At 74.1% G+C, this 13754-nt stretch carries 15 protein-coding genes and 1 pseudogene; 4 read left to right on the forward strand and 12 right to left on the reverse strand.

What is annotated here, in order from left to right; translation table 11 throughout:
- Nucleotides 1-15: 15 nt before the first annotated feature.
- The 4 genes and pseudogenes from SGUI_RS07395 to SGUI_RS18390 all read right to left on the reverse strand — a co-directional run.
- Nucleotides 16-1140 carry a calcium/sodium antiporter gene (locus tag SGUI_RS07395; protein WP_066638245.1) on the reverse strand — a complete coding sequence of 375 codons (1125 nt, stop codon included), beginning with the start codon at nt 1138-1140 and terminating at the stop codon, nt 16-18.
- Nucleotides 1141-1201: 61 nt separating this feature from the next.
- Nucleotides 1202-1558: a hypothetical protein gene (locus SGUI_RS07400; RefSeq protein ID WP_066638246.1), complete on the reverse strand. Its 357-nt coding sequence runs from the start codon at nt 1556-1558 to the stop codon at nt 1202-1204.
- Nucleotides 1555-1953, reverse strand: a complete 399-nt coding sequence (locus SGUI_RS17985; protein ID WP_066638249.1) for a DUF4386 family protein — start codon at nt 1951-1953, stop codon at nt 1555-1557. The genes SGUI_RS07400 and SGUI_RS17985 overlap by 4 nt, the downstream gene beginning before the upstream one ends.
- A 107-nt stretch (nt 1954-2060) precedes the next feature.
- Nucleotides 2061-2294, reverse strand: a pseudogene (locus SGUI_RS18390) (hypothetical protein); the annotation flags it as partial.
- A 64-nt stretch (nt 2295-2358) separates the two neighbouring features.
- Here SGUI_RS18390 and SGUI_RS07410 point away from each other — a divergent pair.
- The 3 genes from SGUI_RS07410 to SGUI_RS07420 are packed head-to-tail and all read left to right on the forward strand — an operon-like array spanning nt 2359 to nt 5330.
- Complete coding sequence (locus SGUI_RS07410; RefSeq protein ID WP_066638252.1) at nt 2359-3087, forward strand: TetR/AcrR family transcriptional regulator C-terminal domain-containing protein; 729 nt, start codon at nt 2359-2361, stop codon at nt 3085-3087.
- Nucleotides 3084-4151: an SAM-dependent methyltransferase gene (locus SGUI_RS07415; protein ID WP_066642990.1), complete on the forward strand. Its 1068-nt coding sequence runs from the start codon at nt 3084-3086 to the stop codon at nt 4149-4151. The genes SGUI_RS07410 and SGUI_RS07415 overlap by 4 nt, the downstream gene beginning before the upstream one ends.
- Nucleotides 4152-4160: 9 nt before the next feature.
- Nucleotides 4161-5330 (forward strand): NADH-quinone oxidoreductase subunit D, encoded by a 1170-nt coding sequence (locus tag SGUI_RS07420; protein WP_066638255.1) that lies wholly within the window; start codon nt 4161-4163, stop codon nt 5328-5330.
- An 11-nt stretch (nt 5331-5341) separates the two neighbouring features.
- On the opposite strand, the gene SGUI_RS07425 is transcribed toward SGUI_RS07420, so the two are convergent.
- From SGUI_RS07425 to ftsH, 6 genes are all read right to left on the reverse strand, one after another.
- The gene (locus SGUI_RS07425; protein ID WP_083190831.1) at nt 5342-5983 is read right to left on the reverse strand and encodes a class I SAM-dependent methyltransferase; all 642 of its coding nucleotides are present in this window, start codon (nt 5981-5983) and stop codon (nt 5342-5344) included.
- Between the two features lie 125 nt (nt 5984-6108).
- Nucleotides 6109-6603 carry a DUF3180 family protein gene (locus SGUI_RS07430; RefSeq protein WP_083190558.1) on the reverse strand — a complete coding sequence of 165 codons (495 nt, stop codon included), beginning with the start codon at nt 6601-6603 and terminating at the stop codon, nt 6109-6111.
- 5 nt (nt 6604-6608) lie between these two features.
- A complete protein-coding gene (gene folB, locus SGUI_RS07435; RefSeq protein WP_066638261.1) occupies nt 6609-7511 on the reverse strand; it encodes a dihydroneopterin aldolase in 903 nt (300 codons plus the stop codon).
- The gene (gene folP / locus SGUI_RS07440; protein WP_066643000.1) at nt 7508-8326 is read right to left on the reverse strand and encodes a dihydropteroate synthase; all 819 of its coding nucleotides are present in this window, start codon (nt 8324-8326) and stop codon (nt 7508-7510) included. Before folP ends, folB begins: the two co-directional genes overlap by 4 nt.
- Before the next feature lie 32 nt (nt 8327-8358).
- Nucleotides 8359-9033: a GTP cyclohydrolase I FolE gene (gene folE / locus SGUI_RS07445; RefSeq protein ID WP_083190559.1), complete on the reverse strand. Its 675-nt coding sequence runs from the start codon at nt 9031-9033 to the stop codon at nt 8359-8361.
- A complete protein-coding gene (gene ftsH, locus SGUI_RS07450) occupies nt 9011-11062 on the reverse strand; it encodes an ATP-dependent zinc metalloprotease FtsH (RefSeq protein ID WP_418314012.1) in 2052 nt (683 codons plus the stop codon). Before ftsH ends, folE begins: the two co-directional genes overlap by 23 nt.
- Nucleotides 11063-11274: 212 nt before the next feature.
- Between ftsH and SGUI_RS07455 the strand changes: the two genes are divergently transcribed.
- Nucleotides 11275-12096: an LLM class flavin-dependent oxidoreductase gene (locus tag SGUI_RS07455; RefSeq protein WP_066638263.1), complete on the forward strand. Its 822-nt coding sequence runs from the start codon at nt 11275-11277 to the stop codon at nt 12094-12096.
- Here SGUI_RS07455 and hpt read toward each other — a convergent pair.
- Both hpt and tilS read right to left on the reverse strand, forming a co-directional pair.
- Entirely contained in the window at nt 12087-12638 is a 552-nt protein-coding gene (gene hpt / locus SGUI_RS07460) for a hypoxanthine phosphoribosyltransferase (protein WP_066638265.1), read from the reverse strand. The genes SGUI_RS07455 and hpt overlap by 10 nt on opposite strands.
- A 77-nt stretch (nt 12639-12715) precedes the next feature.
- Nucleotides 12716-13753 (reverse strand): tRNA lysidine(34) synthetase TilS, encoded by a 1038-nt coding sequence (gene tilS / locus SGUI_RS07465; protein ID WP_066638267.1) that lies wholly within the window; start codon nt 13751-13753, stop codon nt 12716-12718.
- Nucleotide 13754 lies beyond the last annotated feature (1 nt).

The raw sequence follows: 13754 nt of genomic DNA on the forward strand, positions 1-13754 counted from the left end.
AGCAGAAAAGCGACATCACGGTACGGACTCGCCAGCCTCCACGCGCTCACGCACCCGGCGGCGCTCGGCGAGGACCCCCACCTCGAAGGTCGAGGTGACGAGCAGGGTGATCCCGACGAGCGGCAGCACGAAGAGGACCATGACCAGCTCGAAGCCCTGCAGCGCCTCGTGCCGGGTGGCGTTGAGCACGACGAAGGTCGTGTAGGCGGCGTAGAGGAGGACGAACATGCCGCCCTCCCAGCGCGCGACGGTGAAGCCGGTGAAGACGACAGGGACGAGCGCGACACTCGTGGCGATCATGAACGGGATGTCGAGGGCGATGGCGGGGTGCGGCACCGGCAGCCCACCGGAGGAGATGATCGCCGGCAGGCCGAGGACGAGACCGATGTTGGCGATGCAGCTGCCGACGACATTGCCGACAGCCAGGTCCCTCTGGCCGCGCGCGGCCGCGATGACCGAGGCGGCGAGCTCGGGCAGCGACGTGCCGACAGCGACCACGGTCAGCCCGACGACGAGACCGCTGATGCCCAGCGCCTCGGCGATGTTGACCGCTCCCGCCACGAGCAGGTTGGCCCCGGACACGAGGAGCACGACACCCACGACCAGGAGGAGCAGCGCCAGCGGGGTCCGCATCGGCTCACCCTCGCGCGGCGCCGGGGCACGCCGCTTGCGCAGCTCCTTGCGGTGCGCCCGCCTGCTGACGACGACGGTGACCACGGTGTGCGCGATCATCGCCGCGAGCAGGAGGCACCCCTCGGCGGTCGAGATCTGCCCGTCGAGCGCCACCAGCAGCAGCGCCACCGAGAGCCCCACCATGACCGGCACGTCGACCTTGACCAGCTGCTCGCGCACGACGAGCGGCAGGACGAGGGCCGCGACACCGAGGATGAGCAGGACGTTGGCGATGTTGGAGCCGACCACGTTGCCGACCGCGAGGTCGGGCTGCCCGTCGAGGACAGCTCCGACCGTCACCGCCAGCTCGGGGGCCGAGGTCGCGACCGAGACCACGGTGAGGCCGACGACGAGGGGGCTGATGCCGATCCGGGCGGCGAGGTTGGAGGCACCCCGCACCAGCAGCTCGCCGCCCCCCACGAGCAGGATCAGGCCGCCGACGATGCGCGCGATGTCGAGAAGGTCCACGACCGGACAGCCTACGGCCTGCGCGCCGCGCGGCTCGGTGGATCAGGGGACGACCGGTCGGTCACGTCGACCCGCAGGAGCAGCGCCTCGCGGATCCCGAGGACCCGGCCGGCCAGCAGGTCGGCTGCCCCGCGCCGACCGGGCAGCGTCGTGACGGGGACCACGCTCTCCGGGCCGGCGGTGACGGCATACCGTCGCCCGTCGAGCTGGAGCTCCGCCCGGTGTGCCGCACCACCGCCCAGGGTGCGCCGGGCGTGCCGACGGTCCGCAGGTTGCGGGGGTTGAGGCTGCGGCGCTGCCAGGCGATCAGCGGACGCAACAGCCGCGCGTCGCGGGCGCGGAAGACCCGCACCAGGACACCGCCCCCGAGCAGCGCCGCGCCGAGACCCACCCCGGCGAGCAGACCGAGGCGGCTCATCGCCGGCCGCCTCGCGCCAGCAGCCAGACGGCGAGGACGAGCTCCCCGGCGGCGGCGCAGACCGAGACGACCGGGACCAACCCGGTCATCACGGCGGCGTCGGCCCCGAGCGCGGTGCGGAGCACCCCGTCCACCGCGTAGGCCGTGGCGCCCAGACCCAGCAGACCTCCCAGCCACGTCGGCAGCGCGGGAGCCCCGACGAAGGCCACCGCCAGCACGGCCAGATGGGTGGCGAAGACCACCAGGCCGAGCCGCCAGCACGCGCTGGCCGCGGACGCGGCCAGCACGGCGGTCGGGGCGTCGGCCCCGGGCGCCCCGCCGGTCTCCACCGCCACGAGCAGCAGCGCGATCGCGACCACGAAGACCGCGACGTAGGTGAGGCGCAGGGCGACCACGAGGGTCGCCAGCCCCGGGGCGGGGTCCAGCAGCAGCCGCCCCAGCCCCAGGCGACGACGACGTCGAGCACAGCGACGGTCAGCAGCCCGAGGACCCCCAGGCGCAGGGCGGCCTCCCGCGTGGCGAGGGCCTGGGCGACGGCCTGCGGGTCGGCGCCCAGGGCCGGCTGCAGGGCCAGGTTGGCAGGGATCGCCACGAGCGCCATGAGCAGCAGGGACAGGCCGGTGACCACGGCCGCGGCACGTCCGGGGGAGCGTCGGCGCGCAGGTGCGGCGGAGCGTGAGGTCGTGGTGCTGCGCGTCGGGGTCATGGGCGGGTCGTTGCCGGAGGGCACGATCATGGCAGGAGTTGTTTATCTTGTAAACAACGTCGCTCGTCTACGCTGACGCCGGAAGGAGACAGCCATGCCACGCACCCGCGCCGGCCGCGCACCGCTGTCCCGGGACCGGGTCGTGGAGGCGGCCTCGGACCTCGCCGACGCCGTCGCGACCGGACGGCTGACGATGCGCCTGGTGGCCGACCGGCTCGACGTCGAGGCGATGGCGCTCTACCGCCACGTCGCCGACAAGGACGACCTGCTCGACGCGCTGGCCGAGCGGGTCGTCGAGCGGCTCAACGAGCGTGCTGCGCAGCTGGACCCGCCCGCACCGGGGACACCGTGGACCGGGGTCGCGCGGGAGCGTGTCCTGGCCGCCCGCCAGGTGCTCCTCCGGCACCCCTGGGCCGCCCGCCAGGTGCACGAGCGAGGGACCATGGGCCCGGCGACGCTGCGCTGGTTCGACGACCTCAGCGCTGTCCTGTTCGCCGGCGGTTGCTCGGCCGACCTCGTGCACCACGCCGTCCACGCCCTCGGCACGCGGGCGATCGGCTACAACGCCGAGCTCCTGGACGTCGCTCCCCCGGGCGAGGAGGAGGGGCAGGACATGCTGGCGGCGATGGCCGCGATGTCGCAGACCTATCCCGCCATCGCCCGGATGGTCGGCGAGATCTCGCACGACGCCTCGACGGCCCTCGGGTGGTGCGACGACCAGGAGGAGTTCGAGTTCGGGCTCGACCTCCTGCTCGAGGGCATCGAGCGACGTCGCCGTGCCGAGGCCGGGCAGCCGGCTGCTCCGCCCGGACCGTGCTCGTGACCGCACGTCCCTGGGAGGAGGCGTGGCAGCACGCGCTCTACGGCACCGACGGGTTCTACCGGCGGGGCGCCCCGGCCGAGCACTTCGCGACCTCGGCCCAGGGCATACCGGGGGCGGGTCGGGTCCTGGCCGAGGCGGTCGCCGAGCTCTGCGCGCGGCACGGCTGCGACCGGGTCGTGGACGTCGGGGCGGGACGCGGCGAGCTGCTGCGGTCGCTGCGCGAGGTGGCTCCCGGGCTGCACCTCACCGGGGTCGACGTCGTCCCGCGGCCCGAGGGGCTCGACGTCGACGCCTGGCTCGTCGCCCCGGGCGGGGCCGCGCTGCCGGACGCGCTGCGGGACCTCGGCTCGACCCTCGTCCTCGCGCACGAGTGGCTCGACGTCGTCCCGTGCCCGGTGGCGGAGCGGGACGAGCAGGGGGTATGGCGTGAGGTCCGGGTGCGCAGGTCCGCCGAGGGGGCGTGGCGCGAGTCGCCCGGGCCGGCGCTGGGCGGCGACGACCTCGCCTGGGCGCAGCGGTGGCTGGAGCCGGCCCCACTCATGCCGGGAGATGATTCCTCTGCGGTGATGCATCAGCGCAGAGGAACAGCATCTGCGTACGAGTCGGTCGTGCGCGGCGAGATCGGTCTGCCCCGCGAGGCAGCTCTCATCGACCTGGTGGGACGGATCCGCAGCGGGCTGGTGGTCGTCGTCGACTACGGCCACACCGCCGCCGACCGGCCTCGGCACGGCACGCTGACCGGCTTCCGCGACGGCCGGGAGGTCGAGCCCGTGCCCGACGGCAGCTGCGACCTCACCGCCCACGTCGCGGTCGACGCCCTCGCGGCCTCGCTCCCCTCCCCGACCGGACACCCCTTGGCTCCGCAGCGTCAGCGGGAGGTCTTGCTCGACCTGATCGGCGACCCGAGCCCTCCGGTGCCGCACGACCTCGCGCGGGAGCGGCCGCAGGCATACCTCGAGGCGCTCGCGCGCCGCGCCGCGCTGCGGGCCCTGACCAGCGGCGCCCTCGGCGACTTCTGGTGGCTGGTGGTGGAGGTCGGCGAGCAGCCACCGGGTCGGGCTTAGGCTGGCCGGGTGAGCACCCGCGACCTGGACGTGAGCCTCGGCGCCACCGGCGTCGGCGGGCTCTCCACCACCGAGATGGTGCTCAACATCGGCCCCCAGCACCCGGCCACCCACGGCGTGCTGCGGCTGCGCATCACCGCGGACGGCGAGCGGATCACCGCCGCCGAGCCGGTCATCGGCTACATGCACCGCGGCGCGGAGAAGCTCTTCGAGGTCCGCGACTACCGGCAGATCATGGTGCTGGCGAACCGGCACGACTGGCTGTCCGCCTTCAACAACGAGGTGGGTGTCGCGCTCACCGTCGAGCACCTGCTCGAGATGGAGGTCCCCGAGCGCGCGACCTGGACCCGCACCCTGCTGTGCGAGCTCGGGCGCGTGCTCAACCACCTGATGTTCCTCGGCTCCTACCCGCACGAGCTCGGGGCGATCACCCCGATGTTCTACGCCTTCCGCGAGCGCGAGGAGATCCAGGCGGTCATGGAGGAGTACTCCGGCGGCCGGATGCACTTCATGGCGACGCGGGTCGGGGGGCTGCTGCACGACCTGCCGGAGGGCTGGCTGGACCGGGTCGACGCAGCCGTGGCCTCGGTGCGCTCCCGGCTCCCCGACCTCGTCGGGCTGGTGCTGGGCAACGAGATCCTGCAGGCCCGCACCCGTGGGGTGGGGGTGCTGGACCTGGACCAGGTGCTGGCCTACGGCGTCTCGGGGCCGATCGCCCGGGCCTCGGGGCTGGACGTCGACCTGCGGCGGGACGAGCCCTACCTCGCGTATGCCGAGCTCTTCGGCGAGGACGGCCCCGGGCGCGTGGTGACCCGGGAGGCCGGCGACTGCCTCGCCCGGCTGGAGGTGCTGGTCGAGCAGGTCGAGGTGAGCCTGGACCTCGTGCTGGCCTGCACCGCCCGGCTGCGCGAGCTCGGGCCCGGGCCGGTCAGCACCCGGCTGCCGAAGAAGCTCAAGGTCCCGGCCGGCGAACACTACTGCGCGAGCGAGAACCCGCTGGGCTTCAACGGCTACTACCTCGTGAGCCGCGGCGACACCGTGCCGCACCGGCTCAAGCTGCGCTCGGCGTCCTTCAACAACGTCCAGGTGCTGCGCGAGATGCTGCCCGGCGCGGTCGTCGCCGACATGGTGGCGATCCTGGGCTCGATGTTCTTCGTCGTCGGGGACATCGACAAGTAGCGGCGAGGCCGTCAGGCGCGCAGCACGCTGACGCAGAAGTCGGCGTCGGTATGCCAGGGGCGCAGGTCCCAGGTGGCGAAGCGGTGCTCGAGGCGCAGCCCGGCGGCCCCGGTCGCCGCGTCGAGGTGGGCCGGGGTGAAGCCGCGGACCACCCGGCAGCCGACGACGAGGAAGCCGCCGGCGCGCAAGTGGGCCCGTAGCCGGGAGAGCACCTCGCCCCGGTGCGGCTCGGCCACGAAGTCCATGACGTTGCCGGCGACCAGCGCCCCGTCGAAGGGCTCGGGCTCGCCGAGGGCCGCCAGGTCGAGCGTGGCGAGATCGCCCACGAGCCAGGTGGCGCCGGGGTAGTCCTCGCGCGCCGCCCGGATGAGCGCCGGGTCGATGTCGACGCCGACGACGGTATGCCCGAGCCGGGCCAGGTGACCGCCGTGCCGCCCGGGCCCGCACCCGGCGTCCAGCAGCCGGGCGCCGCGCGGCGCGAGCACGTCCACCAGCCGCGACTCGCCCTGCAGGTCCTGCCCGTCGGCGGCCATCGTCCGGAACCGGTCGACGTACCACCGCGAGTGCTCGGGGTCCTCCAGCCCGGGCCACAGCGTGGTGTCCCGCACGCCGGGCGTCGGCTCGATCGGGACCTGCGGGTCGCGCTCGCTCATGACGGTCACTGTAGGGGCGGGCCGGGGCACGCTTGTGCGGAAGGTTGCGTCACACCGGTGCCCCTCGGCACGCCTGCGACACGAGGAAGCGCACCACCTCACGCACAACGGTGCTCGGGCGGGTCTCAGCCGTAGGCGAGGTCCCCGTCGGCCACGCCGTCGTCGTCATCGTCGTCGTGCTCGGTCGGCGGGATGCGGCACCACGCCTGCCCGACGAAGCCGGCGGCGGCGAGCGCGAGCGCCGCCACCGCGTGGACCACGCCCCAGACCAGCTGCACCCGCTCGCTCGGCACGTCGGCGTTGGGCAGGTGGACCAGCGCGTTCGCGGCATACCAGCCGAGCAGCGCGGCACCGCCCAGCGCCGCCGCCTGGGCACCCACGAGGGTCCCGCGCCCGCGCTGCGGGCTGGGCCGCAGCGTCCCCCTGCCCTGCAGGTAGCGTCGGATCTGCCGGCACATGACGAGCACGAGCAGCGTCACGGCCACGAGGGGCACGAGCCCGAGCCAGGAGATCACCGGGTATGCCCCGCCGAGGGAGCGCACCACCTGCAGCAGCAGCCAGCTGGCCATCCCGGCGAGCACGGCGACGACCACGCCGGTGCGCACACGCACGCCGTCCATGCCCCTCACCGGTCCTCCTCCATCGGGCGCACGGGCTGGTCCTCGACCGCCGGTATGAGCTCGCGCACCGCCACGACGTCCTCACCCCGGCGCAGCGTCGCCGCGGCGTCGATCTCGGCCCAGGGGACGAGGACGAAGGCGCGCTCGTGGGCGCGCGGGTGCGGCAGCAGCAGAGCGTCCTCCTCGCCGACGACGTCGGTGCCCGCGGCGGGGTCGCCGTACTGCACGAGGTCCAGGTCGAGCGTGCGGGCGCCCCACCGGGCCTCGCGGGTGCGGCCGAAGTCGTCCTCGACCCGGTGCAGGTCCGCGAGCAGCGAGGCGGGCGAGCGGCTGGTGCGCGCGAGGGCGACGGCGTTGACGTAGTCCGGCTGGCCGGCGACGGCCTCGCCCCCGACCGGGGCGGTGACGAAGGAGCGGGAGGTGCGCACGCCACGCAGCCCGCGCAGCCGGCGCAGCCGCTGGACGGCCGCCCGCACGGTCGCGGCCGGCTCGGCACCGTCGGTCCCGGCGAGGTTGGCGCCGACCGCGATGACGACGGGCACGTCCGTGCGGCGGCGCACCACGACGGCGACGTCGCCGAAGGGCACCCCCACCGGGGCCTGCGGCTTGTGCACCGTCACCTCGACCGTCTCGACGAGCGGCCGCGCGAGCACCGTCGCGGCGATCTCCTCGGCCACGGTCTCGATGAGGTCGCGCGGCTCGCCCTCGACGACAGCGACGACGTCGGCGGCGACCTCCCCGTAGTGGACGGTGCGGGCCAGCTCGTCGGTCGTGCCCGCTGGGCGCAGGTCGAGCTCCATCGTCACGTCGACGACGAAGTCCTGGCCCTCGCGCCGCTCGTGCTCGAGGACGCCGTGGTGACCCCGGGCGCGCACGCCGGTGAGCCGGATCTCGTCGCCCGCCCTCATCGCGCCGCCCCCTGCGTCAGCTGCCAGACCGCGAGCGCGTCCCGCGTCGGCGGCACCTCGTGCACCCGCACCGCCCAGGCCCCCGCCTGCGCGGCGAGCAGGCTGGTCGCCGCTGTCGCGGCGTCGCGCTGCTCGGGCGGGGTGGGCTCGGCGCCCTCCGCCGGATCCTCGCCCGGGCGGGTCGGCAGGCGACCGAGGAAGCGCTTGCGGGAGGTCCCGACCAGCACCGGCAGCCCGAGCGCCACGACCCGGTCCAGCCCCGCCAGCAGCGTCCAGTTGTGGCCTGCGTCCTTGGAGAAGCCGAAGCCCGGGTCGAGCACGAGCTGCTCGGTGCGCACGCCCTGGCCGACCAGCTCCTCGACCCGCGCCGAGAGCTCGGCACAGACCTCCCCCACGACGTCGTCGTAGTGGTGCGTGGCGGAGGCGTCGCTGAGCAGCCCGCGCCAGTGCATGACGACGTAGCGGGCGCCGGTCTCGGCGATCATCGGCCCCATCCGCGCGTCCCCCAGCCCGCCGGAGACGTCGTTGACGAGCACCGCCCCGGCCCGCAGCGCCGCCTCCGCGACGCCGGCGCGCATGGTGTCGACGGAGACGGCATACCCCTGCTGCGCGAGGGCGGAGACGACCGGCAGGACCCGCTCGGCCTCCTCCTGCTCCGGCGGTCGCGTGCTGCCCGGCCGCGTGGACTCGCCTCCTACGTCGACGATCTGCGCCCCCTGCGCCGCGAGCTCCTGCCCGCGCGCGACGGCGACGTCCGTGTCGAGCCAGCGCCCCCCGTCGGAGAACGAGTCGGGGGTGACGTTGACCACCCCCATGATCTGGGTATGCGCGGTGCCCACCACAGCCCCTACCGCCCGGTGATCAGGCTCATCGCCTCGGCGCGGGTCGCCTGGTTGCGCAGGTGGCCGCGCACGGTCGAGGTGATGGTGCGGGCGCCGGGGCGGCGGACGCCGCGCATCGACATGCACAGGTGCTCGGCCTCGACCACGACCAGGACGCCGCGCGGGGCGAGGTGGTCCACCAGGGCGTCGGCGACCTGCGTGGTGAGGCGCTCCTGCACCTGCGGGCGCCGGGCATACACGTCGACGAGCCGCGCCAGCTTGGACAGGCCGACCACCCGGCCGTCCGGGCCGGGGATGTAGGCGACGTGGGCCGAGCCGTGGAACGGCACGAGGTGATGCTCGCAGACGCTGTAGAGCTCGATGTCCTTGACCAGGATCATCTCGTCGTGGTCGACGTCGAAGGTGGTGCCGAGCACCGCGCTCGGGTCCTGGTCGATCCCGGAGAAGATCTCGGCGTAGGACCGCGCCACCCGGGCCGGGGTGTGCAGGAGCCCGTCGCGGTCGGGGTCCTCCCCCACGGCGAGCAGGATCTCCCGGACGGCGGCCTCGATCCGTGCGTGGTCGACGGCGCGGCCGACCGCGTCGTGCGGTCCGAGGGCGCCCTCGTCCGGGTCGGGACCGGCGCCCGCCGGGGCGGGCCTCACGCCCGCCGCGGCCTCAGGCGTGCCCGGGGTCGACATGGCCGCCTTCGGGCACCTGGACCGTCTCGGAGGGCGGGTTGTCCTCGCCGTCGGACTCGGTGAGCGGGTTGTGGCCGTTGGACATCGCCCGCTTCTCGGCGTCGGTGAGCACCGGCCCGGCCTCGTGGATGGTGCGCGCGTCGGAGGAGAGCCAGACCGGGCGGACCGGCCGCTTGCGGATGTCCTGGAAGACCTCGGCGATCGCCTCGGCGTTGAGCGTCTCCTTCTCCAGCAGCTCGAGCACGAGCGCGTCGAGGATGTCGCGGTTGTCGTTGAGGGCGTGCCACGCCTCGTCGTGCGCGGCCTCGATGAGCCGGCGCACCTCCTGGTCGACGACGCCCGCGAGGTTCTCGGAGTAGTCCCGCTCGTGGCCCATGTCGCGGCCGAGGAAGACCTCGCCGCCGCCGGAGCCGAGCTTGACCGCCCCGACGCGCTCGGACATACCGAACTGCGTCACCATCTTGCGGGCCAGGCCGGTCGCCTTCTCGATGTCGTTGGCCGCGCCCGTGGTCGGGTCGTGGAAGACCATCTCCTCGGCCACCCGGCCGCCGAGGGCGTAGGCGAGCTGGTCGAGCAGCTCGTTGCGGGTGGTGGAGTACTTGTCGTCCGCCGGCAGGACCATCGTGTAGCCGAGGGCACGGCCGCGGGGCAGGATCGTCACCTTGCTCACCGGGTCGGTGTGGTTCATCGCCGCGGCCACGAGCGCGTGCCCGCCCTCGTGGTAGGCGGTGATCTTCTTCTCCTTGGCGCTCATGACCCGGGTGCGCTTCTGCGGCCCGGCCATGACGCGGTCGATCGCCTCGTCCATGTCGCCGTCGGTGACGACCTGCTGGTCCTTGCGGGCGGCCAGCAGGGCCGCCTCGTTGAGGACATTGGCCAGGTCGGCGCCGGAGAAGCCCGGCGTCCGGCGGGCGACGGCCATGAGGTCGACGCCGTCGTCCAGCGGCTTGCCCTTGCCGTGCACCTGCAGGATGTGCAGCCGGCCGAGCATGTCCGGGGCCTCGACCGCGATCTGCCGGTCGAAGCGGCCCGGGCGCAGCAGCGCCGGGTCGAGGATGTCCGGGCGGTTGGTCGCGGCGATGAGGATGACGTTGGTCTTGACGTCGAAGCCGTCCATCTCGACGAGCAGCTGGTTGAGGGTCTGCTCGCGCTCGTCGTGACCGCCGCCGAGACCGGCACCACGGTGGCGGCCGACCGCGTCGATCTCGTCGACGAAGATGATGGCCGGGGCGTTCTCCTTGGCCTGCTCGAAGAGGTCACGGACGCGGGAGGCGCCGACACCGACGAACATCTCGACGAAGTCCGAGCCGGAGATGGAGTAGAACGGCACGCCCGCCTCGCCGGCGACCGCGCGCGCCAGCAGCGTCTTGCCGGTGCCGGGAGGGCCGTAGAGCAGGACGCCCTTGGGGATCTTGGCGCCGACCTCGAGGAACTTGCGCGGCTCGGAGAGGAACTCCTTGATCTCGTGCAGCTCCTCGACCGCCTCGTCCGACCCGGCGACGTCGGCGAAGGTGACCTTGGGCATGTCCTTGGTCGCGAGCTTGGCCTTGGACTTGCCGAACTGCATGACGCCGCGGCCGCCGCCCTGCATCCGGGTCATGAGCCAGAGGAAGAGCGCCAGGATGAGCAGCAGCGGCAGGAAGTTGACCAGGATCGAGACGAAGACGTTCTGCCGGGCCGGGTCGTCGTTGAGCCGCTCCGAGGGCGGGTTCTCGTTGAGCGCCTCGATGACCTGCGGGCCGCGCGCGTCGACGTAGAAGGCCTGGACCTGCTCGGTCTCGCGCACGTCGTCGCTGGAGAAGGGCTGGCCCTCCTTGAGCGTGAGGTCGATGCGGTCCGGCGTCACCACCGCCTCGGCCACCTGGCCGTCCTCGATGAGCTGCAGCGCGTCGGCGGTGTCGATGCGGCTGTAGGGGCTCTGCGCGAGCAGCGAGTACCACAGGATGCCCAGGCCCAGGAAGAGGAAGACCCACATCCAGGGGCTGGGCTTCGGCCGTTGCTTGGGCCGCTTGTTCGGGGCAGTGCTCATGTCAGTGACGTTCGGGGTGCCACGGGGACTCCCCGGTCCTCCTGGTCGACTCGATCCGGCGGTGTTCTCCGTGCGGCTCAACGCACGGCGCAAGGTCAGTGTTCCACCTTGCCCGGGTGCTCGGTCCCGGGCACCCCTGACGTGCCTGGGGCGCGGCGACGGCATACCTGTCGCTCGTGGGCGTGTCGGGACCAGGGGCTACGGTCTCGGGTATGACGCATGTCGGGGTGATCTTCCCGCCGGACCAGCCGCCGGAGCGGCTCCGCGAGGTGGCCCAGGCCGCCGAGGCCGCGGGGCTGGACGAGCTGTGGTTGTGGGAGGACTGCTTCAAGGAGGCGGGGATCTCGGCAGCGGCCGCGGCCCTGGCCTGGACCACCCGGCTCAAGGTCGGGGTGGCGCTGCTGCCGGTGCCGCTGCGCAACGTCACGCTCACCGCCATGGAGATCGCCACGCTGGCCCGCCTCTTCCCCGGCCGCTTCCTGCCCGCCGTGGGCCACGGCGTCCTGGACTGGATGGGGCAGGCAGGGGCGCGGGTGGAGTCCCCGATGACCCTGCTGCGCGAGTACGTCGAGGCGCTGCAGGCCCTGCTCGCGAGCGAGACGGTGACGGCCTCCGGCCGCTACGTCCGGCTCGACGCGGTGGCGCTGGACTGGCCGCCCGAGCAGGTGCCGCCGGTGCTGGTCGGCGCCTACCGGCCGAAGACGCTGGCGCTGGCCGGCGAGCTGGGCGACGGCGTCGTGGTCGACCGTGCCGAGGCGCTGCCGGACGCGGTGGCGCAGGTCCGGGCCGCCCGGGAGGCGGCCGGACGCGACGGGGAGCCGGAGGTGCTGGTCTTCCAGACCGTGAGCGTGGGGACGCCGGCGGAGACGGTCGCCGAGCAGATCCGGGAGCGGGCCGCCGAGGGCGCCCACCGCGTGGCGCTCGCCGTCGTGCCGACAGAGGGTGCCCCGCCGGAGGCCGGGCCCGCCCTCGTGGACGTGCTGCCGGTGCTCGGCCGCGCGGCGGAGCAGGTCAGGGACGGACGTCAGCTGTAGACGTGCGGGGCGAGGGTGCCGATGACCCGCAGGTTGCGGTACTTCTCGTCGTAGTCCAGCCCGTAGCCGACGACGAAGGCCTCGGGGATGTCGAACCCGACGTAGCGGGTGTCGATCTCGACCTTGGCCGCGGTGGGCTTGCGCAGGAGGGTGCAGATCTCCAGGCTCGCCGGACCGCGCGAGAGCAGGTTGGTCCGGATCCACGACAGGGTCAGGCCGGAGTCGATGATGTCCTCGACGATGAGCACGTGCCGGTCGGTGATGTCGGTGTCGAGGTCCTTGAGGATCCGCACGACACCGCTGCTCTTGGTGCCCGAGCCGTAGCTCGAGACGGCCATCCAGTCCACCTCCGCCGAGCCCGGCAGCGCGCGCATGAAGTCGGCCATCACCATGATGGCCCCCTTGAGCACGCCGACGAGCAGGACGTCCTTGTCGTGGTAGTCGGCCCAGACCTCCTCGGCCAGCTCCTCGAGCCGTCCGTGGATGTCCTCCTCGGTCAGCAGCACCTCGGCCAGGTCGTCACCCATGTGCTCGGCGTCCACGCAGCTCGCTCCTCAGGTCCGTGGCGGCTCTGCGCCCACCGGGACCTGGTGGCGCGCTCTCGTCCAGCCTCATTCAACTACGTCCTCCCGCGCAACCACACACCGTCCTCCCCGCGTCCCGCCCGGACCCCGCCGGGCAGGTGCAGCGGGCCCTGGCCGTGCCAGTCGGTGACGAGGGCGTCGACGGCGAGCAGGTGCTCGCTGGTGAGGTCGGTGCCGGAGCTGCCGGCCTCCCGCGCGCAGCGCCGGTAGAGCCGCGTCCGCACCGCGGGCTCCAGCGCGGCCAGCCCCGCGACCGGCCACGGCGGCGCACCCAGGCTCCGGTATGCCTCCTGCGCGGCGGCGTCGAGCGCGTCGGCGTCGTCCCGGAGCAGGTCGGCGGAGCGGGCGAGGTTCGTCGCGAGGCCGGGGCCGAGCTCGTCCTCGAGCAGCTGCAGGGCGCGGCGGGCGCGCACCCGGGCGTAGTCGTCGACCTCGTTGTGCGGGTCGCTCCAGGGGTCGAGCCCCAGCTCGGCGCAGACCCGCTCCGTGTGCTCCCGGGTGATCCCCCCGTCCGGCCCGGCCCGGCGGCTGCGCCGGCCACCGAGGAAGGGACGGCCCAGGAGGATCCTCGTGCCGCCGAAGGACCGGGAGGCCGGCATGCCCGCCAGCGCCCGTGCGCCCGACCCGCGAGCCAGGCCCAGGAGCACCTGCTCGGCCTGGTCGTCCCGCGTGTGGCCCGTCAGCACGGCCGACGCGCCGAGGCGCTGCGCCGCGTCGACAAGGACGGCGTACCTCTCGGCGCGCGCCTGCCCCTCCGGGCCGGCCGGGCCGGCCGGGACGTGCACCCGCTGGACCTCCACCGGGGACCCCGTCGGCAGCAGCTCCCGGCACTGCTCGGCCGCCCGGGCCGCGACCGCGGCGGACCCGTCCTGCAGCCCGTGGTCCACGACGATCGCACCGGCCCGCAGACCCGCTCGTGGGGCCACGAAACCGGTGGCGGCCGCGAGCGCGAGCGAGTCGGCGCCCCCGGAGCACGCGACCAGGACGAGGGAGTCCGGCGCCGGCCCGGTGTCCTCCAGCCAGCGCCGCACCGCGAGACGCGCCGCGGCCACGGCCGCGGGCGGGCCGGGCATA

The organism is Serinicoccus hydrothermalis (assembly GCF_001685415.1).
Lineage (GTDB): Bacteria > Actinomycetota > Actinomycetes > Actinomycetales > Dermatophilaceae > Ornithinicoccus > Ornithinicoccus hydrothermalis.

Excerpts from the sequence above, each read along its gene's own strand:
- SGUI_RS07410 (WP_066638252.1), top strand. The coding sequence starts at position 2,359 with ATGCCACGCACCCGCGCCGGCCGCGCACCGCTGTCCCGGGACCGGGTC.
- folP (WP_066643000.1), bottom strand. The coding sequence starts at position 8,326 with ATGGGGGTGGTCAACGTCACCCCCGACTCGTTCTCCGACGGGGGGCGC.
- folB (WP_066638261.1), bottom strand. The coding sequence starts at position 7,511 with ATGAGGGCGGGCGACGAGATCCGGCTCACCGGCGTGCGCGCCCGGGGT.
- SGUI_RS07425 (WP_083190831.1), bottom strand. The coding sequence starts at position 5,983 with ATGAGCGAGCGCGACCCGCAGGTCCCGATCGAGCCGACGCCCGGCGTG.
- SGUI_RS07430 (WP_083190558.1), bottom strand. The coding sequence starts at position 6,603 with ATGGACGGCGTGCGTGTGCGCACCGGCGTGGTCGTCGCCGTGCTCGCC.
- SGUI_RS07400 (WP_066638246.1), bottom strand. The coding sequence starts at position 1,558 with ATGAGCCGCCTCGGTCTGCTCGCCGGGGTGGGTCTCGGCGCGGCGCTG.
- ftsH (WP_418314012.1), bottom strand. The coding sequence starts at position 11,062 with ATGAGCACTGCCCCGAACAAGCGGCCCAAGCAACGGCCGAAGCCCAGC.
- folE (WP_083190559.1), bottom strand. The coding sequence starts at position 9,033 with ATGTCGACCCCGGGCACGCCTGAGGCCGCGGCGGGCGTGAGGCCCGCC.
- SGUI_RS07455 (WP_066638263.1), top strand. The coding sequence starts at position 11,275 with ATGACGCATGTCGGGGTGATCTTCCCGCCGGACCAGCCGCCGGAGCGG.
- tilS (WP_066638267.1), bottom strand. The coding sequence starts at position 13,753 with ATGCCCGGCCCGCCCGCGGCCGTGGCCGCGGCGCGTCTCGCGGTGCGG.